This window comes from Schumannella luteola (genome assembly GCF_013408685.1).
In the GTDB taxonomy this organism is placed as follows: Bacteria; Actinomycetota; Actinomycetes; order Actinomycetales; family Microbacteriaceae; genus Schumannella; species Schumannella luteola.
On record NZ_JACBZY010000001.1, the window covers coordinates 2,527,490 to 2,553,642 of the forward strand.

Below are 26,153 nucleotides of genomic sequence, written 5' to 3' on the forward strand. Positions count from 1 at the left end.
GATGCGGTGTTTGCCGGCGATACCTTCGGCGAGACCTGCTCGATCGTGCAAGCGGATGGGTGATGAAGTGCGTCTGAGAGGATTCGAACCTCCGACACCCGCCTCCGGAGGGCGGTGCTCTATCCACTGAGCTACAGACGCCGGTGCAGCGAGCCTACCCGATGACCGGGGGCGCGATTCGCGCCACGACGCACGTCCCGCATCGCACGCGCCGCGTTAGCGTGGCGGGATGACCGAAGATGCGATCCTGGGCCGCGACGACTGGCGTTCGAGGCTGCGAGCGCTGCCCGTGCTGACCGGCGACCTGCGCGGCCTCTCGGCCGGGGAGCTGCCGCCGCATCCGCTCACGCTGCTGGAGCGCTGGCTCGACGAGGCGATCGTCGCCGGGGTCGCGCAGCCGCACGTCGCGGCGCTCGCGACGGCGGGCGCCGACGGCGCGGTCGGGAATCGGATGTTGATCGTCAAGGATCTGACGGCCCAAGGGGTCTGGTTCTCGTCGTCGAGCACGAGCCCGAAGGGTGCGGATCTCGCCGCGGATCCGCGGGCGGCGCTGACGCTCTACTGGCGCGAGTCGGGCCGTCAGGTGCGCGTGACCGGCACGGTGTCGATTCCGTCAGCGGACGTGAGCGCACACGATTTCCGTGAGCGCAGCGTGGTGGCGCGGCGCGAGATGCTCGTCGATCGGCAGAGCGCCCCTCGTGTCGACGAGGCCGAGGCGACGGCTCTGCTCGAGGCGGCGCAGCGCCGGCTGGATGCGGATCCCGAGACGGTCGCGCCCGCCTGGTCGGCCTACCTGCTGGCTCCCGAGCGGATCGAGTTCTGGGCCGCCGCGACGGGGCGCGCGCATGACCGCTTCTCCGCGACGCCCGACGCGGGCGGCGGCACGTGGCGGTGGCAGCGGCTCTGGACCTGAGCCGCCGGGATCAGCCGAGCGCGGCGGCGGCGGAGTCGATGAAGGTGCTCGCATCGGCGGCTTCGTAGAAGTCGACCGACGTCGCCACGATCCAGGCGTCGCCGGCGAAGGCGGTGCCGGTCGTGCCGCTCCAGTAGCCGCTGCCGGCGCCGAACGCGGTGGTGGTGGGGCCCGCCGCGGCCTTCAGCTGCTCGATCTTGTCGGCGGGGTAGCGCGCCGCCGACAGATAGATGACATGGCCGGTGGTGGTCTGCTGCCACGCGCATGCGACGCCGCCGTCGGCCTGCGCCTGCGCGGCCGCGCTGCCCGCGGGGATCGACGGCTTGGTGAGCAGCACGTAGTTCGGGTTGAAGTCGTAGACGGTCTGCGCCGAGACGAGCTTGCTGCACGAGACGTCGACCGGGGTGGCCGTCGGCGAGACCGAGGGCGACGGCGAGCCGGACGGCGACGACGAGGCGGAGGGAGACGCACTCCGGCTCGTGGTCGGCTTCGGGCTCGCATCCGAGTCGCCCGCCGGCGTGCAGGCGGCGAGGAGCAGGAGCGCGGCGCCGGCGGAGGCGGCGAGGGCGGCGGTGCGGAGGGAACGGCTCACGCGCTCATCCTGCCGCGACGGCGACCGGGGCGGGGGAGCGCGCGCGGCGTGTGACGCAGTCGGCGCGCACGGCGGTCGTCGTCATGCTCGCCGTGCACGCGAATAGACTCGACCCCCGTGAATCCCGCCGAGCTCTCCGCCGCCATCTTCCAGGTCGTCTCCGCTGCCGCCGAGCGACGCGGGGCCGAGGCTCCGGCGCTGGACGGCATCGTGCTGGAGCGCCCGCGCAACCGCGACCACGGCGACTGGGCGACGAACGTGGCGATGCGCCTGGCGAAGCCGTGGGGCGTCGCGCCGCGCGAGCTGGCGCAGGAGATCGCCGACGGCGTCGCGGCCATCGATGGGGTCGCCTCGGTGGAGGTCGCCGGTCCCGGCTTCCTCAACATCCGCCTCGACGCCGCCGCCGCAGGCGCACTCGCGCTGACGATCGTCGAGCAAGGCGCCGCCTACGGCCACAACGACTCGGCCGCCGGGCAGACGATCAACCTCGAATTCGTGTCGGCCAACCCGACGGGTCCGCTGCACATCGGCCACACCCGCTGGGCGGCGCTGGGGGATGCGCTGGCGCGCCTGCTCAAGGCGAGCGGCGCCGAGCTGGTGAGCGAGTTCTACATCAACGACGCCGGCGAGCAGATGGACCGCTTCGGCGCCTCGGTGCTCGCCGCGCTGCGCGGGCGTCCGACGCCGGAGAACGGCTACCCGGGCGCCTACGTCACCGATCTCGCCGCGCGCGTGCTCGAGGCCGAGCCGGGCATCGAGGACCTGTCGGATGACGAGGCGCAGCCGCGCGTGCGCGAGCTCGCCTACCAGCTGCAGCTCGCTGACATCACCGCCTCGCTCGCGCGCTTCAACGTGCACTTCGACGTCTGGTTCAGCGAGCGCGTGCTGCACGCCGCGGGGGAGGACGGCACCCCGAGCCCGATCGACGGCGCCGTCGACCGCCTGCGCGCGCAGGGTCACGTCTACGACGCCGACGACGCGGTGTGGGTGCGCACGACCGACTTCGGCGACGACAAGGACCGCGTGATCCGTCGCGGCAACGGCGTCTACACCTACTTCGCCGCGGATGCCGCGTACTACCTGTCGAAGACCGACCGCGGCTTCGCGCACAAGATCTACCTGCTCGGAGCGGACCACCACGGCTACGTGCACCGTCTCAAGGCGATCGCCGGCGCGGCGGGCGACGACCCGAAGAAGAATGTCGAGGTGCTGATCGGGCAGCTCGTCAACATCAACGGGGCGAAGCTGTCGAAGCGCGCCGGCAACATCATCGAGCTCGACGACCTGCAGGCCTGGCTCGGCACCGATGCGCTCCGCTACTCGCTCGCGCGCTACCCGGCCGACTCGCCGATCACGCTCGACCCCGAGATCCTGCAGCGCCGCACGAACGACAACCCGGTGTTCTACGTGCAGTACGCGCACGCCCGCACCCAGGCGGTGGCCCGCAACGCGGCGCAGCTCGGCGTCGAGGCGACCGAGTTCGACGCGAGCCTGCTCACGCACGAGACCGAGAGCGCGCTGCTCGGCGCCCTCGCCGACTTCCCGCGCGTCGTCGCGCAGGCCGCGGAGCTGCGCGAGCCGCACCGCGTCGCCCGCTACCTCGAGGAGCTCGCCGGCTCGTACCACCGCTGGTACGACAGCTGCCGCGTGACGCCGATGGGCGAGGAGCCGATCGAGACCGTGCACCGCACGCGCCTCCAGCTCAATGCGGCGACCGGCCAGGTGCTGCGCAACGGACTCGAGCTGCTCGGAGTGAGCGCGCCCGAGCGCATGTGACGACCGCGCCCGCGGCCGCCGTTGCGCGGCCCGGACGATCGAGGAGAGGATCCGCATGACCGACCCCGCCGACCGTCCCGCGGGCGCGCCTGCCGATGACGGCGCACCGACCCCGTCCGCCCCGGCCGTGTCCTCCCCGAGCCTCGAGCCGTCGACGCCCCCGCGTGCGCGCCGTCGCGGCCGCCGCATCCTCATCGGAGTGATCGCCGCGATCGTGGTGGTGCTGGTCGCGCTCGTGATCGTCGCCGAGACCGCGGGGCGCTCGATCGCGGCCGGTGTCGTGCGCGAGAAGGTCGTCGCCGCGCTCGACCAGGATCCGGATTCGCGCGTCGACGTCGACCTCGGCGGCGGCTCGCTCGTGCTGCAGGCGCTCAGCGGGCAGGTCGACCGGGTGACGGTCGATCTGCCCGACGCGAAGGTCGCCGCGGTCACCGGGCCCCTGCACCTGGAGGCGAGCGGCGTGCCGATCCGCGGCGGCGGCACGGCCGACCGGGTGGCGGCGACCTTCACGGTCGACAGCGAGCAGGCGGCCGGGTTCTCGGACTACTTCCGCAGCGCCGGGTTCGACTCGGTGACCTTCGCGGGCGATCGCGCGCGGCTGGGCACCTCGCTGTCGCTGCTCGGCCAGCGCATCCCCGTGTCGGTGGATGTCGGTGTGGGCGCCGCGGGCGGGGCGCTCGTGTTCACGCCGACCACGGTCGACATCGCGGGCAGCTCGATCGATCTGGCCGACGTCGCCGACAGCCCTTTCGGCGGAGCGCTGGCGAAGTACATCGGGCCGAAGACCTACTGCGTGAACGAGCAGCTGCCGAACGGCATCGGCCTGCAGAGCGCGGTGATGAAGGGCGGCGACGTCACCCTGCGCTTCGGCGGGCGTGACGTCGCGCTGGCCGGCGGATCGGCGAAGGGCGCCTGCTCCTGAGCCGAGTGCGTCCCGTTCGCGCCGCGCGTCCGACGGCCCGGCGCGTCGGCGTCGCCGCCCGATCGCGGTGAACGCCGGGTGGCGCGGGGGAGGCCGCCGCGTTCGCTAGCATGGACGCGGCTTCAGGGACCAAGCCGGGTCCGCTCGCCTCGAACCGATCCTGACCCGACCGCGAGGCCCTGCGTGACTGTGAACCCGCTCGCCCCGGAGTGGCTCGCCCACCCCGTCGATGCGAACGAGCTGCCCAACTCGATCTGGCCGTCGAGCGCGATGCGCGACGCAGCGGGCCGGCTCCACGTCGGCGGCGTCGCCGCGACCGAGCTCGCCGCCCAGCACGGAACCCCGCTCTACGTCGTCGACGAGACGGATGCGCGGGCACGCGCCGCTCGCATCCGATCCGCCTTCGACAGCGCGTTCGAGAAGATCGGCACGACCGTCGGCGTCTACTACGCGGGGAAGGCCTTCCTCAGCGCCGCCGTCGCGCGCTGGATGGTCGAGGAGGGGCTGCGCATCGACGTGTGCAGCGGCGGCGAGTTCGCCGTCGCCCTCGCGGCGGGCGTCGAGCCGGCTCGCGTCGGGTTCCATGGCAACAACAAGAGCCTCGCCGAGATCGACCTCGCGGTCGGTCGGGGCGTGGGCGCGCTCGTTCTCGACAGCGTCGTCGAGATCGGCCGTGTCGCCGAGGCGGCCCGCCGCCACGGCAGCGTGCAGGCGGTGCGCCTGCGCATCAACAGCGGCGTGCACGCCAGCACCCACGAGTACCTGGCGACCTCGCGCGAGGATCAGAAGTTCGGCATCCCGATCGCGGACGCCGCGGCGGCGGTCGAGCTGATCCGCGCACACGAGAGCCTCGAGTTCCTCGGCCTGCATTCGCACATCGGCTCGCAGATCTTCGAGTCGTCGGGTTTCGGCGAAGCGGCACGGCGGCTGCTCGCTCTGCACGCCGAGCTCTCCGTCGTCGCGCCCGTCCCCGAGCTCAACATCGGCGGCGGCTTCGGCATCGCCTACACGACCGCCGACGAGGTCACCCCGATCGAGACCATCGCCGACGAGCTCGCCGCGGTCGTCGCCGCGGAGAGCGCGCGCCTCGGCATCCCGGTGCCGCGCATCGCGATCGAGCCCGGCCGCTCGATCATCGGCCCGGCCGGCGTGACCCTCTACGAGGTCGGCACGATCAAGGACGTGCGCGTCGGCGACGGCGAGGATGCGGCGGTGCGCCGCTACGTCAGCGTCGACGGCGGCATGAGCGACAACGCCCGACCCTCGCTCTACGGCGCCGACTACTCCGTCCGTCTCGCGGGCCGCGCCTCGACCGCCGAGCCCGCGCTCGTGCGCCTCGCCGGCAAGCACTGCGAGTCGGGCGACATCGTCGTGCAGGCCGACTACCTGCCCGGCGACGTGACCGCCGGCGACCTCGTCGCCGTGCCCGCGACCGGCGCCTACTGCTGGTCGCTCGCCAGCAACTACAACCACCTCGGCCGCCCCGCCGTCGTCGCCGTGCGCGACGGCAGCGCGCGGGTGATCGTGCGCGGCGAGAGCATCGACGACGTGTTGGCGCGCGATGTCGACGCGAGTCCGGTCGAGCTCTCCGCCACCCCCTCAGCCGCCCCTTCGACGACAGAGAAGATCGCGTGATCGAATACCGCAACCTCCGCATCGCCCTCCTCGGGGCCGGCTCCGTCGGCTCCCAGGTGGCAGCCCTCCTGCTCGAGCACGGCGACGAGCTCGCCCAGCGCGTCGGCGCGGGCCTCGAGCTCGTGGGCGTCGCAGTGCGCGACCCGGAGAAGCATCGCGACTCCGACATCCCCTTCGAGCTGTTCACGACCGATGCCGAGTCACTCATCGTCGGCGCCGACATCGTCGTCGAGGTCATGGGCGGTCTCTCGCCGGCGCGTGAGCTCATCACCCTCGCGATGACGAGCGGCGCGGATGTCGTCACCGCCAACAAGGCGCTGCTCGCCACCCACGGCCCCGAGCTGTTCGAGCTCGCCGAGCAGCTCGGCGCCCAGCTCTACTACGAGGCCTCGGTCGCCGCGGCGATCCCGATCATCCGCCCGCTGCGCGAGAGCCTCGCGGGCGACCGCATCGAGCGCATCTACGGCATCGTCAACGGCTCGACCAACTACATCCTCGACCGCATGGACGCCGACGACCTCGCCGCCGAGGACGCGCAGCAGATCGCGCTCGAGCTCGGCTACCTCGAGGCCGACCCGACGCTCGACGTCGAGGGCTACGACGCCGCGCAGAAGGCCGCGATCCTCGCGAGCCTCGCCTTCCACACCACGGTGCCGCTCGAGTCGGTGCACCGCGAGGGCATCACGAACGTCACGCGCGAGCAGGTGCGCTCGGCCCGCGAGGCCGGCTTCGTCGTCAAGCTGCTCGCCGTCTGCGAGCGCCTCGTCGACCCGACCTCGGGGGAGGAGGGCGTGAGCGTGCGCGTGCACCCGGCGCTCGTTCCCCGCACGCATCCGCTCGGCGCGGTGCACGGCGGCAACAACGCCGTGTTCCTCGAGGCAGCGGCCGCCGGCCCGCTCATGTTCTACGGTGCGGGCGCCGGCGGGCTGCAGACCGCCTCGGCGGTGCTCGGCGACGTCGTCTCGGCGGCGCGCCGCCACGTGCTCGGCGGCCCGGGCGTCGCCGAGTCGACGCACGCGAACCTGCCCGTGCTGCCGATCGCGCACGTCGTCACCCGCTACCAGGTGACCCTGCGGGTGATCGACGAGCCCGGTGTGCTCGCCCACGTCGCGGGTGTCTTCAGCCGCCACGACGTCTCGGTCGAGACCGTGCAGCAGTCGCCGTTCTCCGGTGGCACGGAGCCCGGGTCCGCCACCGCTACCCTGGTGATCGTGACCCACACGGCCACCGAGGCGGCGCTGACCGCCACGGTCGCCGAGCTGACGGCCAGCGATGCCGTCACCGAGGTCGCCAGCGTGCTCCGAGTCGAAGGAATCTAGTTCATGGCCCACCAGTGGCGCGGAGTCGTCCGCGAATACGCCGACCGTCTCGACGTCAGCGACTCGACCCCGATCATCTCGCTCGGCGAGGGCGGAACGCCGCTCATCCCGGCGCCGGCGCTGAGCGCCCGCACCGGCGCCCGCGTCTGGGTCAAGTTCGAGGGCATGAACCCGACCGGCTCCTTCAAGGACCGCGGCATGACGATGGCCGTCACGAAGGCCGTCGAAGCCGGCGCGAAGGCGATCATCTGCGCCTCGACCGGCAACACCTCCGCGTCGGCCGCCGCCTACGCGGCGCACGCGGGCATCACCGCCGCCGTGCTCGTGCCCGAGGGCAAGATCTCGATGGGCAAGATGAGCCAGGCCGTCGCGCACGGCGCCTCGATCCTGCAGCTGCGCGGCAACTTCGACGACTGCCTCGACATCGCCCGCGACCTCGCCGCCAACTACCCGGTGCACCTGGTCAACTCGGTCAACAACGACCGCATCGAGGGCCAGAAGACGGCCGCATTCGAGGTCGTCGAGGTGCTCGGGGATGCCCCCGACTTCCACTTCGTGCCCGTCGGCAACGCCGGCAACTACACCGCCTACCACCGCGGCTACGGCGAGGAGCTCGCCCGCGGCGCCGCCGGACGCAAGCCCCGCATGTTCGGCTTCCAGGCCGAGGGCAGCGCGCCCATCGTGCGCGGCGAGGTCGTGCGCGACCCCGAGACGATCGCCAGCGCGATCCGCATCGGCAACCCCGCCTCGTGGGAGCTCGCCCTCGCCGCCCGCGACGACAGCGACGGCTACTTCGGCTCGATCAGCGACGCCGACATCCTCGCCGCCCACCGCATCCTCTCCTCCGAGGTCGGAATCTTCGTCGAGCCGGCGTCGGCGATCAGCGTCGCGGGTCTGCTCGAGCGCAGCGCCGCCGGAGCGATCCCGAAGGACGCGACCGTCGTGCTGACGGTGACCGGCCACGGCCTCAAGGACCCGCAGTGGGCCCTGCGCGCCGCCGACGGCGGGGAGGTCTCGCCGACCGTCGTCGACGTCGACCTCGCGGATGTGGCGGGCCAGCTCGGCCTCGCCGCGAACGCCCCGGCATGAGCATCGTCGGCCGCGCCGTCGCGGTGAAGACGCCGGCGACCACCGCGAACCTCGGCCCCGGCTTCGACACCCTCGGCCTCGCCCTGTCGATCTACGACGAGCTCGAGGTCACCGCGGTGGCCGAGCCCGGCGTCATCGTCGAGGTGCACGGCGTCGGCGAGGGCGAGGTGCCCACCGACGAGACCAACCTCGTCGCGCGCTCGATCGCGCACGTCTTCGCCGACCAGGGGCAGACGCTGCCGGGTCTGCGACTCGTGGCGCGCAACGGCATCCCGCATGGCCGCGGCATGGGCAGCTCCGGCGCCGCGATCGTCGCCGGCGTGATGGCCGCGAAGGGTCTGCTCGAGGGCGTCGTCGACCTCGACTCGCGTACCCTGCTGCGTCTCGCGACCGAGCTCGAAGGCCACCCCGACAACGTCGCTCCGGCGCTGTTCGGCGGTCTCACGATCGCCTGGACCTCGGAGGACGGCCCCGAGTTCAAGAAGCTCAGCGTGCACCGGGGCGTCTCGCCGCTCGTCGCCGTGCCCGAGCAGATCACCATGTCGACCGCGCTCGCGCGCAGCCTGCAGCCGCAGTCGGTGCCGCACCAGGACGCGATCTTCAACGTGTCCCGTTCGGCGCTGCTCATCGCCGCGCTCATCCAGAGCCCCGAGCTGCTGCACGCCGCCACCGAGGACCGTCTGCACCAGAGCTACCGCGCCAGCGCGATGCCCGAGACGGATGCTCTCATCCGCGTGCTGCGCGAGAACGGCCTCGCCGCGGTCGTCTCCGGGGCGGGTCCGTCGATCCTCGTGCTCGGCAGCGACCCCGCGCAGCGCCTCGTCGCCGCCGAGCTCATCGAGCGACACGCCAGCACGACCTGGCGTCCGCTCATGCTGGCCGTCGACTTCCGCGGTGCTACAGTGGGACCGCTTCCGGTCGCCGCAGTGGCCTAGCCCGCACGACCCGGAGCATTCACCCGGCATTCGCCGAACGCGGTTCCGCACGATCCCGCCCTGAGCTCCCGCACGGAGCGGAGGAGAGCACTTCGGAGCCGCGGATCACCCGTGTGTCCCGTCCCCGAGCGTTTCTGTGCTCGGATCGAGAGAAGGAACCGCAATCCCGTGACTGACATCACTGCACCCCTGCCCGGCGACCGCGCCGCGCTGACCAAGCTGAAGCTCGCCGAGCTGCAGGCCATCGCCGCCGAGCGCAACGTGCCCGGCGCCGCGCGCCTGCGCAAGGGCGAGCTCGTCGAGCTGCTGCTCAGCTCGGTGGAGAGCGCCGACGCTCCCGCCGCGCCGAGCACCGAGGCGCCCGTCGCCGAGGCTCCGGCTGCCGTCGAGGCGCCCGCCGCCGAGGTTCCGGCCGCTGTCGAGGCGCCCGTCGCCGAGGCCGCGCCGGCCACCGCGAGCCGCGCCCGCCGCTCGCGTCGTGCCACCGCATCCACCGCCGACGTCGCCGCGCTGGCGACCGCCGTCGAGAGCGCCCCCGCCGAGGCCCCCGCGACCGAGACCGCCGCCGACGCCGCCGAGACCCCGGCCGCGGAGGCTCCCGCCGTGGAGACCGCCGCTGCCGAGGGCGTGACCCCGCGCGAGCAGACCTCGGGTCGTCGTCGCCGGGGCGACCGCCGCGGCGCCGACCAGCACGTCGCCGGCGGTGAGTCCGGCACCGTCGAGACGACCGAGTCGGGCGCCGAGGAGGCGTCGACCACTGCCGAGAACGCCAACGACGGCGACAACCAGGGCCGCGAGGGCCAGGGTTCGGGCCGTCGCCGTGGACGCAACCGCGGCAAGGGCAACCAGAACCAGAACGGCCAGGGCGGCAACGGCCAGAACCAGGGCGGCCAGAACCAGAACGGCCAGGCCAAGGACCAGGGCGACGACGCCCAGGGCGGCAACGGCCCCGAGCAGCAGGGCGCCCGCGACGACGACCAGCAGGACGGCCAGGGCGGCAGCCGTCGCAGCCGCTACCGCGACCGCAAGCGCGGCCGCGGCCAGGGGGGCGACGACGAGCCCGAGATCAGCGATGACGACGTGCTCATCCCGATCGGCGGCATCCTCGACGTGCTCGACAACTACGCCTTCGTGCGCACCACCGGCTACCTGCCCGGCCCGAACGACGTCTACGTCTCGCTCGGCCAGGTCAAGAAGTACAACCTGCGCAAGGGCGACGCCGTCGTCGGCGCCATCCGCCAGCCGAACGAGGGCGACGGCCAGAGCAGCCGCCAGAAGTACAACGCGCTCGTCAAGGTCGACCTGGTCAACGGCCAGCCCGTCGACCAGGTCGAGAACCGCGTCGAATTCGGCGACCTGACCCCGATCTACCCCAACGAGCGCCTGCGTCTCGAGACGGAGCCCGGCAAGCTGTCGACCCGCATCATCGACCTCGTCGCGCCGATCGGCAAGGGCCAGCGCGGCCTCATCGTCGCGCCGCCGAAGGCCGGCAAGACGCTCATCCTGCAGGCCATCGCCAAGGCGATCGCGGTCAACAACCCCGAGACCCACATCATGGTCGTGCTCGTCGACGAGCGCCCCGAAGAGGTCACCGACATGCAGCGCTCCGTGCGCGGCGAGGTCATCGCCTCGACCTTCGACCGCCCGGCCGAAGACCACACCACGGTCGCCGAGCTCGCGATCGAGCGCGCCAAGCGCCTCGTCGAGCTGGGCAACGACGTCGTCGTGCTGCTCGACTCGATCACGCGCCTCGGCCGCGCCTACAACCTGGCCTCGCCGGCCAGCGGCCGCGTGCTCTCCGGCGGCGTCGACGCCTCGGCGCTCTACCCGCCGAAGCGCTTCTTCGGCGCCGCGCGCAACATCGAGGGCGGCGGCTCGCTGACCATCCTCGCGACCGCGCTCGTCGAGACCGGCTCGAAGATGGACGAGGTGATCTTCGAGGAGTTCAAGGGCACCGGCAACATGGAGCTGCGCCTCTCGCGTCAGCTCGCCGACAAGCGCATCTTCCCGGCGGTCGACATCTACGCGTCGAGCACCCGCCGCGAGGAGGAGCTGCTCAGCGCCGACGAGGTCAAGATCACCTGGCGCCTGCGTCGTGCGCTGGCCGGTCTCGAGCTGCAGCAGCAGCTCGAGGTCGTGCTCGGCAAGCTCAAGGAGACGTCGTCGAACACCGAGTTCCTGGTTCAGATCCAGAACTCGCTCCCGGCGGGCGGCCACCAGGGCGGCGCCGCGCACAAGGAGTAATCGGTGTTCGAGTCCGTCGCCGCGCTGCGGGCCGAGCACGATCAGCTGCAGGAGCAGTTGGCCGACCCGGCCCTGCACGCGGATGCCGCGCGCGCGAAGAAGGTCAACCGGCGCTATGCCGAGTTGAGCCAGATCGTGCACGCCCACTCCGCGTGGACGCAGCTCGGCGACGACCTCGAGGCCGCGCGCGAGCTGGCCAAGGAGGACGAGGCCTTCGCCGAGGAGGTGCCGGCGCTCGAGGAGCAGCTGGCCGCCGCCCAGGAGAAGCTGCGCCGACTGCTGATCCCGCGCGACCCGGACGACGGGCGCGACGTGATCATGGAGATCAAGGGCGGCGAGGGCGGCGAGGAGTCGGCGCTGTTCGCGGCCGACCTGCTGCGCATGTACGTGCACTACGCCGAGTCCCGCGGCTGGAAGACCGAGCTGCTGGAGCGCACCGAGAGCGATCTCGGCGGCTACAAGGACGTGCAGGTCGCGATCAAGTCGACCGCGACCGACCCGGCGCAGGGTGTCTGGGCGAGCCTCAAGTACGAGGGCGGCGTGCACCGTGTGCAGCGCGTTCCGGCGACCGAGTCGCAGGGCCGCATCCACACCTCGACGACGGGCGTGCTCGTCTTCCCCGAGGTGGATGAGCCCGAAGAGCTCGAGATCAGCCAGAACGATCTGAAGATCGACGTGTTCCGCTCGTCGGGCCCCGGCGGTCAGAGCGTCAACACGACCGACTCGGCCGTGCGCATCACGCACGTGCCGACCGGCATCGTCGTGTCGATGCAGAACGAGAAGAGCCAGCTGCAGAACCGCGAGGCGGGGATGCGCGTGCTGCGTGCGCGCCTGCTCGCGCGTCAGCAGGAGGAGCTCGCGGCGGCGGCCTCGGATGCGCGCAAGACGCAGATCCGCACCATGGACCGCTCGGAGCGCATCCGCACGTACAACTTCCCCGAGAACCGCATCGCCGATCACCGCACGGGCTACAAGGCCTACAACCTCGACGCCGTCATGAACGGCGCGATCGGCCCGGTCATCGAGTCGCTGATCTCCGCCGACGAGGAGGCCCAGCTGGCCGACCTCGGCGACACCGCGTCGTGATCGTGTCGGCCGGGACCGAGACGGGGCGCACGATGCCGCGCACGGTGGCAGAGCTGCGTGGCGAGGCGGTGCGCGTGCTGACGGCCGCGCACATCCCGACGCCCGAGGCGGATGCCGAGCTGCTGATCGGGCACGTGCTCGGCCTGAGTCGCGGTCAGATCCAGGCGAAGGTCGCGACCGGCGCCGGCGTGGATGCGGAGCAGCGCCTTCAGGTCGTCGAGCTGGTCGAGCGCCGCGCGGCTCGCGAGCCCCTGCAGCACATCACCGGACGCGCCCCGTTCCGCATGCTGGAGCTGGCGGTCGGACCGGGGGTGTTCGTGCCGCGACCGGAGACGGAGACGGTCGCGCAGATCGCGATCGACGCGCTGCGCGCCGTGCCCACGCCGGAGCCGGTCGGCATCGACCTCGGCACCGGCAGCGGCGCCATCGCGATCGCACTGGCCACCGAGGTTCCCCACGCGCGCGTCATCGCGGTCGAGAACTCGCCGCAGGCTTTCACCTGGACGACGCAGAACGTGCGTGAGAGCGGCGCCGACAACCTGCGCCTCGTCTTCGCCGATCTCGCCGTCGCCGTGCCGGAGCTCGACGGGCTCGTCGACGTCGTCGTCTCGAACCCTCCGTACATCCCGGCCGCCGCGGTGCCGCGCGACCCCGAGGTGCGTCTCTACGACCCGCCGGCCGCGCTCTACGGGGGAGAGGACGGCCTCGACGTCGTGCGCGCCCTCTCGCAGCGCGCGCTTGCGCTCTTGCGTCCGGGGGGCACGCTCGTGCTCGAGCACGGCGAGCTGCAGGGCGCCGAGATCCGCGAGCTGCTCACGGCCGACGGCTGGCGCGCCGCGGCGACGTCGAGCGATCTGCTCGGCCGCGACCGCGCGACGACCGCACTGCGCTGACGGCCGGAGCGCCGCTCCGGCTCGGACGGCGGCGCAGACGCCGGCGCCGCAGGTCAGACCCGAGCGCTCGCGAAGTCCTCGATCGCCTCGAGCAGTCGCTCGGCATCCGTGTAGTGGTGAGCCGTGATCCCGACGGAGGCGGCGCCGGCCACGTTCTCGGTCAGGTCGTCGGCGAAGAACACGTCCTCGGGGGCGCGGTCGTAGGCCGCGAGCAGGGCGCGGAACACGGCTGGGTCGGGTTTGCGGGCGCCGTAGTAGGCGGTGGCGCGCAGGCCGTCGCCGAACAGCTCGGCGACCTCGGGCACGAGGCGGTGCAGGTTCTCGCCGATGAACGCGCCGTTGTTGGTGAGCATCGTCACCTCGCCGAGCTGCTTCGCCCGCTCGATCGCCGCGATGACGGCGGGGCGCGGCGCCATCGCGTCGCGTCGCGCTGCCAGCCAGGCATCACCCGGCACGTCGATGCCGAGCGTGGAGTTGACGGCGGCGAGGTACTCGTCGCCGGTGCGCCAGCCGCCGGCCTCGGCCTTCATCTCGCCCTCGGGATGCGTCCACCACCGTGCGCGCAGCTCGTCGACCGGAAGCCCGGTCAGCGTGCTGAGGCCCGCCATCCGGCGTCGCCAGTCGTAGTCGTAGATGACCTCGTCCATGTCGAAGGCGAAGAGCAGAGTCACGGGTCCAGTCTTCCAGGTGGTCGACAGTAGGATTGCCACCGCCATGACCTCGATCTACGACTGCTCCGACGCATCCGAGCTCCTCACCGGCATGCGGCTCGCGCGGCAGGCGATCGGCCGGGGCGAGCTCGTGGTGCTGCCGACCGACACCGTCTACGGGGTCGGCGCCGACGCGTTCTCGGCGGCCGCCGTGAACCGTCTGCTCGAGGCGAAGGGCCGCGATCGCACCGCGCCGCCGCCCGTGCTGGTTCCCGGGATCGCCACGCTCGAGGCCCTCGCCGAGTCGGTTCCGCAGCCGGTGCGCGATCTGGTCGACGAGTTCTGGCCCGGCGGCCTCACGATCGTGCTGCGCGCCCGCCCCACCCTCGACTGGGATCTGGGCGAGACCCGCGGCACCGTCGGCCTCCGCATGCCGAGCGACACGCTCGCACTCGAGCTCCTCGCCGAGACCGGGCCGCTCGCCGTGTCGAGCGCGAATCTCACCGGGAAGCCCGCCGCGATGACGGCCCAGGAGGCCGAGGAGATGCTCGGCGACAGCGTCGCGGTCTACCTCGACGGCGGACCGGCGGGGGAGGGCTACGCGGATGCGGCGGCGAGCACCGGCTCGACGATCGTCGACGCGACGCTGCTCGACCACCCCGAGGGCAAGCTGCGCTTCCTGCGCCACGGCGTCATCCCCGACGACGAGATCATCCGCGTCGTGGGAGCCGATCGGTGCGAATAGTCTTCTACGTCCTCGTCGCGGGCATCGCGGCGATCGTGACCTTCACGGTCGCGGTGCTGATCTACCGGCTCAGCCACAAGTACCGGCTGTACCCGAAGATCCGCGCCCGCGACGTGCACACCCGCCCGACGCCGCGCCTCGGCGGCATCGCGATGTTCGTCGGCGTGATCGCCGCCTTCGCGGTCGCCTCGAAGCTGCCGGCCTTCGAGCTCGTGTTCTCCGACTCGGGCAAGATCCTGGGAGTGCTCGGCGCCGCGCTGCTCACGGTCGTGATCGGCGTGATCGACGATCTCATCGACCTCGACTGGGTCACGAAGCTCGCCGGCCAGGTCATCTCGGCCGCGCTGCTCGCCTGGCAGGGCGCCCAGCTCGCGTCGCTCCCGATCCCCGGCGGTCTGCTGATCGGCTCGCCGTTCCTCTCGCTCGCGGCGACGATCTTCATCTGCATGCTCGTGATGAACGCGGTCAACTTCATCGACGGACTCGACGGCCTGGTGGCCGGTGTCGCGATCATCGCGAGCGGCGTGTTCTTCATCTACACCTACGTGCTCAGCGTCGGGCCGACCCAGACCGAGTACTTCAACCTGGCGTCCTTCCTCGCCGTGACGGTGATCGGCGTCTGCATCGGCTTCCTCCCGTTGAACTGGCGTCCAGCGAAGCTGTTCATGGGGGATGCGGGCGCCCTGCTCGTCGGTCTGCTCATGGCCGCCTCGACGATCGCCGCGACGGGCCAGCTCGATCCCGGCAACGTGACCGTGCAGGTGCCGACGCCCGACAGCGGCGTCGTGCTCGGCGGATCGGGGCTGCTCCCGGCGTTCATCCCGATCCTGCTGCCGTTCGCGGTGCTCATCGTGCCGCTCATGGACTTCGCCCTCGCCGTCACGCGGCGCCTGCGCGCCGGCAAGTCGCCGTTCAGCGCCGACCGCAAGCACCTGCACCACCGCCTGCTCGACATGGGCCACTCGCACCTGCACGCCGTGCTGATCTTCTACGGCTGGACGCTCGCCGCCTCGGTCGGCTGCCTGCTCTTCCTCTTCGTCGACTGGTGGTGGGCGCTCATCGTGACCGCGCTCGGATTCCTGGTCTGCGCGATCATCACCCTCTCGCCGCTCAGTCGGCGCAAGGCCGTCGAGGTCGCCGTGCAGAGCGCGAAGCCGGATGCGCAGCTCGCGCAGTACGACCCGCTCGACTCGGCCGCCCGCGACGACGAGGAGCCCACGGATGCGGCGGCCGAGGCCGCCCTCCGCCGCGTCGCGACCGGCGGCATCCCCCTGCCCGGCCGCACCGGCCGCCCGCCCCGACAGGAGCCCTGATCGTGACCACCGCCCCGCTGTTCCGCCGCATCCTCCGTGACGGCGCGATCCTCGCCCTCGTCGTCGCCGTCCTCGGCGGCGGGATCGGGCTGATCGCGGCCGGGGTGCCCGGACTCCTCGGCGGTCTGATCGGCGCACTCGCCGCGGCCGTCTTCTTGGCCCTCACCGCCGCGAGCGTGCTGCTCGCGGGCCGGGTCACCGGGGGAGACCTCGGCAGCCCGCTCTTCTTCGGCGTCGTGCTCGGCAGCTGGCTGCTCAAGCTCGTGCTGTTCCTGGTCTTCTCGATCCTCCTGCGCGGTCAGCCGTGGCTGAACCCCTACGTGTTCTTCATCACGGTCGTGGTGTCCGTGATGGGCTCGCTCGTCATCGATGTCGTCGCGTTCCAGAAGTCGCGCGTGCCCTACGTGGAGACCACGCTCCCGGGCGACGTGGACGGCGCTGACGCGCAGGCTGACGAGCCCCGCGGCGGTGTCTGACAGGTGTGAATCTCTGTTAGGGTCGTCTCACCTCCCCGTTTGATCGTCGCGCGTCGGCGCGCCCCGATTCAGGAGAACTGCGCTGCTATTCAACGCCTTCACCTCTGTGCTTCCGTCTGCGACCGATGACGGAGGTGACTCGTTCCACGGCCCCTCTCTGGACGAGTTCTTCCCCCAGGCCGTGCTCTTCGAGGGGACCCCCTTCGAGCTCAACCGGATCATGCTGATCCGCCTGCTCGTCATGGTCGTCATCGTCCTGCTCTTCTGGCTCGGGACCCGCCGGATGAAGGTGGTTCCGAGTCGCTTCCAGGCCGGCCTCGAGTTCCTGCTCGGCTTCGTCCGGAACAACATCATCATCGAGACCCTCGGTGAGAAGGACGGCAAGCGCTTCATGCCGATCCTGATGTCGATCTTCTTCCTGGTGCTCGGCCTCAATCTGACGGGCGTGATCCCGTTCCTGAACATCGCCGGCTCCTCGGTCGTCGGCCTTCCGCTCGTGCTCGCCGTCGTCGCCTGGATCCTGTTCATCTATGCCGGCATCCGCAAGCACCCGGGCGCGTTCTTCAAGAACTCGCTCTTCCCGTCGGGCGTGCCGTGGCCGCTGTACATCATCGTCACGCCGATCGAGCTCATCTCGACCTTCATCCTCCGGCCCGTGACGCTCGCCATCCGTCTTCTGATGAACATGGTCGCCGGCCACATGCTGCTGGTGCTCTGCTTCTCGGCGACGCAGTTCTTCCTGTTCTCGCTGGGTGGCGCCTGGGGTCTCTTCTCCGTCGGCACCTTCGCCTTCGGCTTCGCCTTCACGCTCTTCGAGCTGCTGGTGGCAGCTCTGCAGGCCTACGTCTTCACCCTCCTCACCGCCGTCTACATCCAGCTCGCGCTGGCCGACGAGCACTAAGAACGTCCAGGCATCCGGCCTCGGACTCCAGCCACCCTTTCGGAAGGAAACACAGTGAACCTCGCTGACGTCACCGGACACCTCGCCCCTCTCGCCTTCGGCATCGCCACGATCGGCCCGGCCATCGGTGTGGGCATCGTCGTGGGAAAGACCGTCGAGTCGGTCGCGCGCCAGCCCGAGCTGCAGGGCCGCCTCACCGGTCTGATGTTCCTCGGCATCGCCTTCACCGAGGCGCTCGCGTTCATCGCGATCGCCGTCGGCTTCATCCCGTTCCCGTAAGCCGCTCCCTAGCCTGAAGGAGGCGGGATGCTCAACGCATTCCTCACCGCCGCCGCGGAGGAGACTCCGGCTCGCAATCCGCTGCTGCCTGAGATCTACGACATCGTCTGGTCGCTCGTGGTCTTCGCGATCGTCCTCGTGGTCTTCATCTGGAAGGTCGTGCCGCGTCTCAACGCCGCGCTCGACGCCCGACGGGACGCGATCGAGGGCGGGATCGAGCGCGCCGAGGCCGCTCAGGCCGAGGCCAGCGCCGCGCGCGACAACTACACCGCCCAGCTCGCCGAGGCGCGTGCCGAAGCCGGCCGCATCCGCGAGCAGGCCCGCACCGACGGTCAGAAGATCATCGCCGAGCTCAAGCAGCAGGCGCAGGTCGAGGCCGATCGCATCACCGCGAACGCCCACGCGCAGATCGAGGCCGAGCGGTCCGCCGCTCTCGTCTCGCTCCGCAGCGAGGTCGGATCGCTCGCACTCGATCTCGCGTCGGGTGTCGTGGGCGAGGCGCTGAACGACGACGCGAAGTCGACCGCGCTCGTGGACCGCTTCCTCGCGGACCTCGAGGCCAGCGAGACGGCCGGCAAGGCAGGCAAGTAGATGGGTTCCGCGACCAGGAGCGCGCTCGAGGCCGGCATCGCCGCCCTCGGCGCTCAGAAGGCGACCGCCGCGACCGGTGAGCAGCTGCTCTCGGCCGCGCGCGCCATCGACTCGTCGCTGCAGCTCCGCTCGCTCCTGGCCGATCCCGCCGTGAGCGGCGCCGACAAGCGCACGATCGTGTCGCGCGTGTTCGGCTCGCTGGAGGCGGCTGCCGCCGAGGTGCTTGTCGCCGCGGCGGAGCAGCGCTGGTCGTCGCCGTCCGACCTGGTCGACGGCGTCGAGGAGCTCGGCATCCGGGCGACCGTCTCGGCCGCGCCCAAGGGCGCCTCGGTCGAGCGGGAGCTGTTCGACGTGCAGCGTGTCGTGGCCAGCGACGCGGAGCTCGAGCTCGCTCTCAGCAGCAAGCTCGGCGACCCCGCCGCGAAGGCCGCGCTCGTCGACAAGCTGCTCGGGGGCAAGGCCTCGCCGGCGGCCGTCACGATCGTCGGACACCTCGTGCAGAGCCCGCGCGGTCGTCGCGTGCGTCAGACCCTGAGCCGCGCGGCGGAGATCGTGGCTTCGGCCTCGGGCGCCGTCGTCGCGACCGTCACTGTCGCGGCGCCGCTCGGCGCCGAGCAGCAGAAGCGCCTGGCCGCCTCGCTCGAGGCGCGGTACGGAACCGCTCCGCAGCTCAACGTGATCATCGATCCGGCCGTCATCGGCGGGATCCGAGTGCAGATCGCCGATGATGTGATCGACGGCAGCGTCGTCTCGCGTCTCAACGATCTCCGAATCCAGCTCGCCGGCTGACCCGGCACACAGAACAGGAACCTCATGGCAGACATCACGATCAGCCCCGACGAGATCCGCGCCGCGCTCAAGGACTTCGTCGCCGGCTACGAGCCGACGAAGGCCGGCACCACCGAGGTCGGCGTCGTCACCGATGCCGCTGACGGCATCGCGCACGTCGAGGGTCTCCCCGGCGTCATGGCGAACGAGCTCATCAAGTTCGCCGACGGCACGCTCGGCCTCGCCCTCAACCTCGACGAGGACGAGGTCGGCGTCATCGTGCTCGGCGAGTTCGACGGCATCCAGGAGGGCCAGCAGGTCACCCGCACCGGCGAGGTGCTCTCGGCGCCCGTCGGCGACGGATTCCTCGGTCGCGTCGTCGACCCGCTCGGCAACCCGATCGACGGCCTCGGCGAGATCGCCGCGGAGGGTCGTCGTGCCCTCGAGCTCCAGGCTCCCGGCGTCATGCAGCGCAAGTCGGTGCACGAGCCGCTGCAGACCGGTATCAAGGCCATCGACGCGATGATCCCCGTCGGCCGCGGCCAGCGTCAGCTGATCATCGGCGACCGCCAGACCGGCAAGACGGCCATCGCGATCGACACGATCATCAACCAGAAGGCCAACTGGGAGTCGGGCGACGTCAACAAGCAGGTGCGCTGCATCTACGTCGCGATCGGCCAGAAGGGCTCGACCATCGCCTCGGTGAAGGGCGCGCTCGAGGACGCCGGTGCGATGGAGTACACCACCATCGTCGCGGCCCCCGCCTCCGACCCGGCCGGGTTCAAGTACCTCGCCCCCTACACCGGCTCGGCCATCGGCCAGCACTGGATGTACGGCGGCAAGCACGTGCTGATCATCTTCGACGACCTGTCGAAGCAGGCCGAGGCCTACCGTGCCGTGTCGCTGCTGCTCCGCCGCCCGCCGGGCCGCGAGGCGTACCCCGGTGACGTCTTCTACCTGCACTCGCGTCTGCTCGAGCGCTGCGCGAAGCTCTCCGACGAGCTGGGCGCCGGCTCGATGACCGGTCTGCCGATCATCGAGACCAAGGCGAACGACGTCTCGGCCTACATCCCGACCAACGTGATCTCGATCACCGACGGTCAGATCTTCCTCCAGTCCGACCTCTTCAACGCCAACCAGCGTCCGGCGGTCGACGTGGGCATCTCGGTCTCGCGCGTGGGTGGCGACGCCCAGGTCAAGAGCATCAAGAAGGTCTCCGGCACGCTGAAGCTCGAGCTCGCGCAGTACCGCTCGCTCGAGGCCTTCGCGATGTTCGCGAGCGACCTGGATGCGGCCAGCCGCCGCCAGCTCGCTCGTGGCGCCCGCCTCACCGAGCTGCTGCGCCAGCCGCAGTACTCGCCGTTCCCCGTCGAGCAGCAGGTCGTCTCGATCTGGGCCGGCACCAACGGCCACCTCGACGAGGTGCCGGTGGAGGACGTGCTGCGCTTCGAGCGCGAGTTCCTCGACTACCTCGGTCGCAACACCGAGGTGCTGACCACGCTGCGCGACACGAACGTGCTCAGCGACGAGGTCGTCGAGCAGCTGGTGTCGAACATCGACACCTTCAAGCAGGAGTTCCAGGCGGGTGACGGCAGCGCCCTCGGCGCCCCCGGCACCGAGTCGAGCGACGAGCTCGCCGCCGAGGACATCAACCAGGAGAAGATCGTCAAGGGCCGTCGCTGACGCGACACCCCCACCGAGAACACCGCCGATGCGGTCGGCGGCTCGGGCGCTGAGAAGCCCCGAGCCGCCGGGCCCGCACCGACAACAGACAAGGAAACGACATGGGAGCCCAACTCCGCGTCTACCGGCAGAAGATCCGCTCTGCCCAGACGACGAAGAAGATCACCCGTGCCATGGAGCTGATCTCGGCCTCCCGCATCCAGAAGGCCCAGCAGCGGGTGGCCGCGTCCACCCCCTACGCCCGCGCGGTCACGCGTGCGGTGTCGGCGGTGGCGACGTACTCGAACGTCGATCACATCCTCACGACCGAGCCCCAGAACCCGACCCGCGCCGCGATCGTCGTGTTCACCTCCGACCGCGGCCTCGCCGGCGCGTTCAACTCGCAGGTGCTGCGTGAGGCCTCCGAGCTGCGCACGCGCCTCGAGAACGAGGGCAAGCAGGTCGTGCACTACCTGATCGGGCGCAAGGCGGTGCAGTACTTCCAGTTCCGCCGCCGCGAGTCCGAGGCGCAGTGGATCGGCGGCACCGACAGCCCCGACTTCGAGACGGCGCGCGAGATCGGTCAGACGATCGTCGACAAGTTCGTGCAGCCGACCGAGGAGGGCGGCGTGGACGAGATCCACGTCGTGTACAACCGCTTCGTCTCGATGCTGGTGCAGACGCCCGAGACCGTGCGCCTGCTCCCGCTCGAGGTCGTCGAGGGCTCGGACGAGGTCGAGACCCAGGGCGCTCTGCCGCTCTACGAGTTCGAGCCCGACGCCGACACGGTGCTCGACTCGCTGCTCCCGGTCTACATCGAGAGCCGCATCTTCAACGCCATGCTGCAGTCGTCGGCCGCCAAGCACGCCGCCACCCAGAAGGCCATGAAGGCCGCGAGTGACAACGCGGACAAGCTGATCCGCGACTACACCCGACTGGCGAACAACGCCCGCCAGGCCGAGATCACCCAGCAGATTTCCGAGATCGTGGGCGGCGCCGACGCCCTCAGCTCGGCGAAGTGACCACAGGAAAAGAGAGACACGAGATGACTCCCACCGCGACCGAGAACCAGACCTCCGGGTCGTCGACCGCGCCGGCCGGCGTCGGACGCGTCGCCCGCGTCACCGGCCCCGTCGTCGACATCGAGTTCCCGCACGACGCGATCCCCGAGATCTACAACGCGCTGCACACCGACATCACGATCGGCGACGACACCACCACGATCACCCTCGAGGTCGCCCAGCACCTCGGCGACGACTTGGTGCGCGCGATCGCCCTGAAGCCGACCGACGGCATCGTCCGCGGCCAGGAGGTGCGCGACAGCGGCGCCGCCATCTCGGTGCCCGTCGGCGACGTCACCAAGGGCAAGGTCTTCGACGTCACGGGTCAGATCCTCAACCTCGGTCCCGACGAGAAGATCGAGATCACCGAGCGCTGGCCCATCCACCGCAAGCCGCCGTCGTTCGACCAGCTCGAGTCGAAGACGCAGCTCTTCGAGACCGGCATCAAGGTCATCGACCTCCTCACCCCCTACGTGCAGGGTGGGAAGATCGGCCTCTTCGGCGGTGCGGGCGTCGGCAAGACCGTCCTCATCCAGGAGATGATCCAGCGCGTCGCGCAGGACCACGGTGGTGTGTCGGTGTTCGCCGGTGTCGGCGAGCGCACCCGTGAGGGCAACGACCTCATCCACGAGATGGAGGAGGCGGGCGTCTTCGACAAGACCGCCCTCGTCTTCGGCCAGATGGACGAGCCGCCGGGAACGCGTCTGCGCGTCGCCCTGTCGGCCCTGACCATGGCGGAGTACTTCCGCGATGTGCAGAAGCAGGACGTGCTGCTCTTCATCGACAACATCTTCCGCTTCACGCAGGCGGGCTCCGAGGTCTCGACGCTGCTCGGCCGCATGCCCTCCGCGGTGGGCTACCAGCCGAACCTCGCCGACGAGATGGGCGTTCTGCAGGAGCGCATCACCTCGACGCGCGGTCACTCGATCACCTCGCTGCAGGCGATCTACGTGCCGGCCGACGACTACACCGACCCGGCCCCGGCGACGACCTTCGCGCACCTCGACGCGACGACCGAGCTCTCGCGCGAGATCGCGTCGAAGGGCCTGTACCCGGCCGTCGACCCGCTGACCTCGACCAGCCGCATCCTCGACCCCCGTTACCTGGGCGCCGACCACTACCGCGTCGCGACGACGGTCAAGCAGATCCTCCAGAAGAACAAGGAGCTGCAGGAGATCATCGCGATCCTCGGTGTCGACGAGCTCAGCGAAGAGGACAAGATCACCGTCGCCCGCGCGCGCCGCATCCAGCAGTTCCTCTCGCAGAACACCTACATGGCGAAGAAGTTCACCGGTGTCGAGGGCTCCACGGTTCCGCTGAAGGACACGATCGAGTCGTTCGACGCGATCGCTCGCGGCGACTTCGACCACGTGGCCGAGCAGGCGTTCTTCAACGTCGGCCCGATCTCGGACGTCGAGGAGAACTGGGCCAAGATCCAGAAGGAGAACGGCTGATCATGGCCGACCTCAAGGTGAGCGTCGTCTCCGCCGACGCCGAACTCTGGTCGGGGTCCGCGCGACAGATCGTCGCGCGGACCACCGAGGGAGAGATCGGCATCCTGGCCGGACACGAGCCGATCCTCGCGATCCTCGCCCAGGGCGAGGTGCGTGTGACCACGACGGAGGGCGAGGTCGTCACCGCGAACGCGGCCGACGGCTTCCTCTCGGTCGACAACGACGTGGTGACGGTCGTCGCAGGCGACGCCACCCTCGTCTGATCCGAGCATCGTCGTGCTGATCGCCATGGCCGGGCTTCCCGGCGTCGGCAAGAGCGCGATCGCGGATGCGATCGGCGAGCGACTCGGCCTCGCGGTCGTGTCGGTCGATCCGATCGAATCCGCGATCCTGCAGGCCGGCATCGACGGCGATCAGCCGACGGGTCTCGCCGCCTATCTCGTGGCGGAGACCCTCGCTGATGCGGTGCTGCAGAGCGGACGCGGCGTGATCGTCGATGCCGTGAACGCGGTGACGCCGGCGCGCGAGCAGTGGGTGCGCCTCGCTGCCCGCCGCGACGTCGCAGTCCGGTTCATCGCGGTCGAGTGCTCCGATCCGGAGGTGCATCGTTCGCGCCTGGAATCGCGTGAGCGCGACCTGGCTCCGCTCGAGGAGCCGACCTGGCACGCCGTCGAGCGCAGTCTCGACGAGTGGGAGGACTGGAGCGGCGAGTCCGCCGACGTGCGACGCCTGACGATCGACACGCTCCGCCCGCTCGAGGAGTGCGTCGCCGAGGCCGTGGAGTTCGTGCGCGCCTGATGCTGCTGCTTCTGCCTCCCTCGGAGACGAAGCGTCGCGGCGGCTCGGGTTCCGGGCTGGATCTCGCCGCGCTGTCGTTCCCTGCTCTCACCGAGCACCGACGCGCGACCCTCGCCGCGGTCGCCGAGCTCTCCCGAGATCTTCCCGCCGCCGCCCGAGCGCTCAAGCTCGGGCCGAAGTCGGCGGCGGATGCGGCGCTCAACGTCGATCTCGCCGATGCGCCGACGATGCCGGCCATCGATCGTTTCGACGGCGTGCTCTACGAGTCGCTCGACGCCGCCTCGCTTGCGGCTCCGGCTCGCGCATGGCTCGGCCGCAGCGTCGTCGTGTCCTCGGCGCTGCTCGGGTTGGTGGGTGCTCTCGACCCGGTTCCGGCCTACCGGCTCAGCGCGGACTCGCGCCTGCCCGGTCTCTCCTTGGGCCGCCACTGGCGGGCCGCACAGACGGAGCTTCTCGCCGGAGTCGACGGCGTGGTGCTCGACCTGCGCTCGGAGGCGTACGCCGGCCTCGGCCCGGCGCCGGTGCGCGCCGACAGCGCCTACCTGCGCGTCGTGACCGAGGGCGCGGACGGCCGTGCTCGCGCGCTCAACCACTTCAACAAGGCCGCCAAGGGGCGTCTGACTCGCGCTCTCGCTGAGTCCGAGGTCGCACCCGCGTCGCTGGACGAGCTGCTCGCCTGGGCCGAGTCAGCCGGATTCGTTCTGCGCCGTGGTGCGGTGGGCGAGCTCGATCTGGTGGTCGAGCAGCCCTGACGTCGGCGGAGCGACGGCTCGGAGCGCGAAGTGTCGCCCGGGTTCGAGGCGGACCGGTCAGGCGACGTCGGCGCGCCAGCAGCCGGCGAGGTGGTCGTCGACCAGTCCGGCGGACTGCATGAGCGCATAGAACGTCGTCGGCCCGACGAACCGGAACCCGAGCTTGCGGAGCTGCTTGCTCGCGGCGGTCGACTCGGCGGTGATCGCGGGGACGTCGTCGAAGGCTCGCGGTCGGTCGGCCGCCGCGCGGGCGGGCGGCGCGAAGCTCCAGACGAGCCGGTCGAGGGCGCCGGGGTCGTCGCGCACGAGGTCGGCGAGCGTGCGGGCGTTCGCGATCGTGGCGTCGATCTTCGCCCGGTTGCGGATGATGCCCGGGTCGGCGAGCAGCCGCACGACATCGTCGTCGTCGAAGGCGGCCACCGTCGTGATGTCGAAGTCGGCGAAGGCAGCGCGGAAGGTCGGCCGGCGGCGCAGGATCGTGATCCACGACAGGCCCGACTGGAAGGCCTCGAGACTCAGCTTCTCGAAGAGGGCGCGATCGCCGTGCAGCGGCCGCCCCCATTCCTCGTCGTGGTAGCGCTGGTACTCCGGGTCGTCGCCGCTCCAGCTGCAGCGGGCGACGCCGTCGGCGCCCGTGTGCAGCGCCGGGCGCTCCGTCACGCTGCGCTCTCGGCAGCGGCCTCGTCGAGGCCGAGAGCGAGTTCGACGGCGGTCTCGACCTCGCGGGTGCTGGGGAGCCGGAAGGGGATGCCCTCGTGCTCGAGCAGCCACGCCTTGGTCGCGACGCCCTCACCGGCGCTGTAGCCCGTGATGCGGCCGTCGCTCGCGAGCACGCGATGGCAGGGGACCAGGATGGGGACCGGATTCGCCCCGACGGCGCCGCCCACGGCGCGCCCCGCAGTGGCCCGGCCCGTGGCCCGGCCGAGGTCGCCGTAGGTCACGACCTCGCCCCATTCCAGGTCGACCAGCTCCTCCCACACTGAGGTCTGGAACGTCGTGCCGCCGAGCTTCACCGGCACGTCGAAGTCGCGCCGCGATCCGGCGAAGTACTCGTCGAGCTGCTCGGCCGCGCGATCGAGCACCGCGTCGCTCGACTCAGGCAGCTCGTCGTGCGGCAGCCGGCCACGGCACTCGATGCTGAGCGCCACGACGGCCTCGCCGTCGCCGACGAGTTCGAGCCGGCCGATGGGGGAGTCGACGCGACGCAGAGCGCGGGGGTTCTGGACGGTGGTCGTCATGTGCTCACGGTAGCGAGGGGCGCGGACATCCGGCCGGGTGATCCGTCCGCCCGTGGAGAAC

27 protein-coding genes and 1 tRNA gene are annotated in these 26,153 nt (G+C 71.1%); 23 read left to right on the top strand and 5 right to left on the bottom strand.

What is annotated here, in order from left to right; all coding sequences use genetic code 11:
* Positions 1 to 68: 68 nt before the first annotated feature.
* Positions 69 to 141: transfer RNA gene (locus BJ979_RS11420), tRNA-Arg, on the bottom strand.
* 88 nt (positions 142 to 229) lie between these two features.
* Between BJ979_RS11420 and BJ979_RS11425 the strand changes: the two genes are divergently transcribed.
* Positions 230 to 913 carry a pyridoxine/pyridoxamine 5'-phosphate oxidase gene (locus BJ979_RS11425; protein WP_179567950.1) on the top strand — a complete coding sequence of 228 codons (684 nt, stop codon included), beginning with the start codon at positions 230 to 232 and terminating at the stop codon, positions 911 to 913.
* Between the two features lie 10 nt (positions 914 to 923).
* On the opposite strand, the gene BJ979_RS11430 is transcribed toward BJ979_RS11425, so the two are convergent.
* Positions 924 to 1,505 (bottom strand): hypothetical protein, encoded by a 582-nt coding sequence (locus tag BJ979_RS11430; protein WP_179567952.1) that lies wholly within the window; start codon positions 1,503 to 1,505, stop codon positions 924 to 926.
* A 117-nt stretch (positions 1,506 to 1,622) separates the two neighbouring features.
* On the opposite strand from BJ979_RS11430, the gene BJ979_RS11435 reads away from it, so the two are divergent.
* The 9 genes from BJ979_RS11435 to prmC all read left to right on the top strand — a co-directional run bounded on the left by BJ979_RS11435 (position 1,623) and on the right by prmC (position 13,404).
* Positions 1,623 to 3,281 carry an arginine--tRNA ligase gene (locus BJ979_RS11435; protein WP_179567954.1) on the top strand — a complete coding sequence of 553 codons (1,659 nt, stop codon included), beginning with the start codon at positions 1,623 to 1,625 and terminating at the stop codon, positions 3,279 to 3,281.
* Positions 3,282 to 3,336: 55 nt separating this feature from the next.
* Complete coding sequence (locus tag BJ979_RS11440; RefSeq protein WP_179567956.1) at positions 3,337 to 4,203, top strand: LmeA family phospholipid-binding protein; 867 nt, start codon at positions 3,337 to 3,339, stop codon at positions 4,201 to 4,203.
* Positions 4,204 to 4,386: 183 nt separating this feature from the next.
* Complete coding sequence (lysA, locus tag BJ979_RS11445) at positions 4,387 to 5,838, top strand: diaminopimelate decarboxylase (RefSeq protein WP_179567958.1); 1,452 nt, start codon at positions 4,387 to 4,389, stop codon at positions 5,836 to 5,838.
* On the top strand, positions 5,835 to 7,157 hold the full coding sequence (locus tag BJ979_RS11450; RefSeq protein ID WP_179567960.1) for a homoserine dehydrogenase: 1,323 nt from the start codon (positions 5,835 to 5,837) through the stop codon (positions 7,155 to 7,157). Before lysA ends, BJ979_RS11450 begins: the two co-directional genes overlap by 4 nt.
* 3 nt (positions 7,158 to 7,160) lie before the next feature.
* Positions 7,161 to 8,246 carry a threonine synthase gene (gene thrC, locus BJ979_RS11455; protein ID WP_179567962.1) on the top strand — a complete coding sequence of 362 codons (1,086 nt, stop codon included), beginning with the start codon at positions 7,161 to 7,163 and terminating at the stop codon, positions 8,244 to 8,246.
* On the top strand, positions 8,243 to 9,181 hold the full coding sequence (gene thrB / locus BJ979_RS11460; RefSeq protein ID WP_179567964.1) for a homoserine kinase: 939 nt from the start codon (positions 8,243 to 8,245) through the stop codon (positions 9,179 to 9,181). Before thrC ends, thrB begins: the two co-directional genes overlap by 4 nt.
* A 168-nt stretch (positions 9,182 to 9,349) precedes the next feature.
* Positions 9,350 to 11,425 (top strand): transcription termination factor Rho, encoded by a 2,076-nt coding sequence (rho, locus tag BJ979_RS11465; protein WP_179567966.1) that lies wholly within the window; start codon positions 9,350 to 9,352, stop codon positions 11,423 to 11,425.
* A gap of 3 nt (positions 11,426 to 11,428) precedes the next feature.
* Complete coding sequence (gene prfA, locus BJ979_RS11470; RefSeq protein WP_179567968.1) at positions 11,429 to 12,511, top strand: peptide chain release factor 1; 1,083 nt, start codon at positions 11,429 to 11,431, stop codon at positions 12,509 to 12,511.
* 32 nt (positions 12,512 to 12,543) lie between these two features.
* Positions 12,544 to 13,404 (top strand): peptide chain release factor N(5)-glutamine methyltransferase, encoded by an 861-nt coding sequence (gene prmC, locus BJ979_RS11475; protein ID WP_179567970.1) that lies wholly within the window; start codon positions 12,544 to 12,546, stop codon positions 13,402 to 13,404.
* A gap of 53 nt (positions 13,405 to 13,457) precedes the next feature.
* Here the strand turns inward: prmC and BJ979_RS11480 are convergent, their stop codons facing one another.
* Positions 13,458 to 14,075, bottom strand: coding sequence for an HAD family hydrolase (locus BJ979_RS11480; protein WP_179567972.1), 618 nt, complete (start codon positions 14,073 to 14,075; stop codon positions 13,458 to 13,460).
* A gap of 43 nt (positions 14,076 to 14,118) precedes the next feature.
* On the opposite strand from BJ979_RS11480, the gene BJ979_RS11485 reads away from it, so the two are divergent.
* From BJ979_RS11485 to BJ979_RS11545, 13 genes are all read left to right on the top strand, one after another.
* Positions 14,119 to 14,799, top strand: a complete 681-nt coding sequence (locus BJ979_RS11485) for an L-threonylcarbamoyladenylate synthase (protein ID WP_179567974.1) — start codon at positions 14,119 to 14,121, stop codon at positions 14,797 to 14,799.
* Positions 14,796 to 16,112: an MraY family glycosyltransferase gene (locus tag BJ979_RS11490; protein ID WP_179570280.1), complete on the top strand. Its 1,317-nt coding sequence runs from the start codon at positions 14,796 to 14,798 to the stop codon at positions 16,110 to 16,112. Before BJ979_RS11485 ends, BJ979_RS11490 begins: the two co-directional genes overlap by 4 nt.
* Positions 16,113 to 16,114: 2 nt before the next feature.
* A complete protein-coding gene (locus tag BJ979_RS11495) occupies positions 16,115 to 16,588 on the top strand; it encodes a Cg1360 family ATP-synthase-associated protein (RefSeq protein WP_179567976.1) in 474 nt (157 codons plus the stop codon).
* 106 nt (positions 16,589 to 16,694) lie between these two features.
* Positions 16,695 to 17,489 (top strand): F0F1 ATP synthase subunit A, encoded by a 795-nt coding sequence (gene atpB, locus BJ979_RS11500; RefSeq protein WP_343046681.1) that lies wholly within the window; start codon positions 16,695 to 16,697, stop codon positions 17,487 to 17,489.
* 54 nt (positions 17,490 to 17,543) lie between these two features.
* Entirely contained in the window at positions 17,544 to 17,768 is a 225-nt protein-coding gene (gene atpE / locus BJ979_RS11505; RefSeq protein WP_179567978.1) for an ATP synthase F0 subunit C, read from the top strand.
* Positions 17,769 to 17,795: 27 nt separating this feature from the next.
* Positions 17,796 to 18,359, top strand: a complete 564-nt coding sequence (locus BJ979_RS11510; protein ID WP_179567980.1) for a F0F1 ATP synthase subunit B — start codon at positions 17,796 to 17,798, stop codon at positions 18,357 to 18,359.
* The gene (locus tag BJ979_RS11515; RefSeq protein WP_179567982.1) at positions 18,360 to 19,148 is read left to right on the top strand and encodes a F0F1 ATP synthase subunit delta; all 789 of its coding nucleotides are present in this window, start codon (positions 18,360 to 18,362) and stop codon (positions 19,146 to 19,148) included.
* A 24-nt stretch (positions 19,149 to 19,172) separates the two neighbouring features.
* Positions 19,173 to 20,810: a F0F1 ATP synthase subunit alpha gene (atpA, locus tag BJ979_RS11520; protein ID WP_179567984.1), complete on the top strand. Its 1,638-nt coding sequence runs from the start codon at positions 19,173 to 19,175 to the stop codon at positions 20,808 to 20,810.
* A 101-nt stretch (positions 20,811 to 20,911) separates the two neighbouring features.
* Positions 20,912 to 21,811: a F0F1 ATP synthase subunit gamma gene (locus BJ979_RS11525; RefSeq protein ID WP_179567986.1), complete on the top strand. Its 900-nt coding sequence runs from the start codon at positions 20,912 to 20,914 to the stop codon at positions 21,809 to 21,811.
* A gap of 23 nt (positions 21,812 to 21,834) precedes the next feature.
* The gene (atpD, locus tag BJ979_RS11530) at positions 21,835 to 23,304 is read left to right on the top strand and encodes a F0F1 ATP synthase subunit beta (protein ID WP_179567989.1); all 1,470 of its coding nucleotides are present in this window, start codon (positions 21,835 to 21,837) and stop codon (positions 23,302 to 23,304) included.
* Between the two features lie 2 nt (positions 23,305 to 23,306).
* A complete protein-coding gene (locus BJ979_RS11535) occupies positions 23,307 to 23,567 on the top strand; it encodes a F0F1 ATP synthase subunit epsilon (protein WP_179567991.1) in 261 nt (86 codons plus the stop codon).
* Between the two features lie 13 nt (positions 23,568 to 23,580).
* Entirely contained in the window at positions 23,581 to 24,102 is a 522-nt protein-coding gene (locus BJ979_RS11540; RefSeq protein ID WP_179567993.1) for a P-loop nucleotide/nucleoside kinase family protein, read from the top strand.
* The gene (locus BJ979_RS11545; protein ID WP_179567995.1) at positions 24,102 to 24,854 is read left to right on the top strand and encodes a YaaA family protein; all 753 of its coding nucleotides are present in this window, start codon (positions 24,102 to 24,104) and stop codon (positions 24,852 to 24,854) included. The genes BJ979_RS11540 and BJ979_RS11545 overlap by 1 nt, the downstream gene beginning before the upstream one ends.
* A 57-nt stretch (positions 24,855 to 24,911) precedes the next feature.
* Here BJ979_RS11545 and BJ979_RS11550 read toward each other — a convergent pair whose 3' ends face one another.
* Positions 24,912 to 25,514, bottom strand: coding sequence for a DNA-3-methyladenine glycosylase I (locus BJ979_RS11550; protein WP_179567997.1), 603 nt, complete (start codon positions 25,512 to 25,514; stop codon positions 24,912 to 24,914).
* Positions 25,511 to 26,092 carry a methylated-DNA--[protein]-cysteine S-methyltransferase gene (locus tag BJ979_RS11555; RefSeq protein WP_179567999.1) on the bottom strand — a complete coding sequence of 194 codons (582 nt, stop codon included), beginning with the start codon at positions 26,090 to 26,092 and terminating at the stop codon, positions 25,511 to 25,513. Before BJ979_RS11555 ends, BJ979_RS11550 begins: the two co-directional genes overlap by 4 nt.
* Positions 26,093 to 26,153 lie beyond the last annotated feature (61 nt).

Coding starts and splice junctions, on each gene's coding strand:
- BJ979_RS11440 (WP_179567956.1), top strand. CDS start 3,337: ATGACCGACCCCGCCGACCGTCCCGCGGGCGCGCCTGCCGATGACGGC.
- thrC (WP_179567962.1), top strand. CDS start 7,161: ATGGCCCACCAGTGGCGCGGAGTCGTCCGCGAATACGCCGACCGTCTC.
- BJ979_RS11525 (WP_179567986.1), top strand. CDS start 20,912: ATGGGAGCCCAACTCCGCGTCTACCGGCAGAAGATCCGCTCTGCCCAG.
- BJ979_RS11510 (WP_179567980.1), top strand. CDS start 17,796: ATGCTCAACGCATTCCTCACCGCCGCCGCGGAGGAGACTCCGGCTCGC.
- thrB (WP_179567964.1), top strand. CDS start 8,243: ATGAGCATCGTCGGCCGCGCCGTCGCGGTGAAGACGCCGGCGACCACC.
- prmC (WP_179567970.1), top strand. CDS start 12,544: ATGCCGCGCACGGTGGCAGAGCTGCGTGGCGAGGCGGTGCGCGTGCTG.
- BJ979_RS11555 (WP_179567999.1), bottom strand. CDS start 26,092: ATGACGACCACCGTCCAGAACCCCCGCGCTCTGCGTCGCGTCGACTCC.
- atpD (WP_179567989.1), top strand. CDS start 21,835: ATGACTCCCACCGCGACCGAGAACCAGACCTCCGGGTCGTCGACCGCG.
- atpA (WP_179567984.1), top strand. CDS start 19,173: ATGGCAGACATCACGATCAGCCCCGACGAGATCCGCGCCGCGCTCAAG.
- BJ979_RS11535 (WP_179567991.1), top strand. CDS start 23,307: ATGGCCGACCTCAAGGTGAGCGTCGTCTCCGCCGACGCCGAACTCTGG.
- BJ979_RS11425 (WP_179567950.1), top strand. CDS start 230: ATGACCGAAGATGCGATCCTGGGCCGCGACGACTGGCGTTCGAGGCTG.
- BJ979_RS11545 (WP_179567995.1), top strand. CDS start 24,102: ATGCTGCTGCTTCTGCCTCCCTCGGAGACGAAGCGTCGCGGCGGCTCG.
- BJ979_RS11485 (WP_179567974.1), top strand. CDS start 14,119: ATGACCTCGATCTACGACTGCTCCGACGCATCCGAGCTCCTCACCGGC.
- BJ979_RS11515 (WP_179567982.1), top strand. CDS start 18,360: ATGGGTTCCGCGACCAGGAGCGCGCTCGAGGCCGGCATCGCCGCCCTC.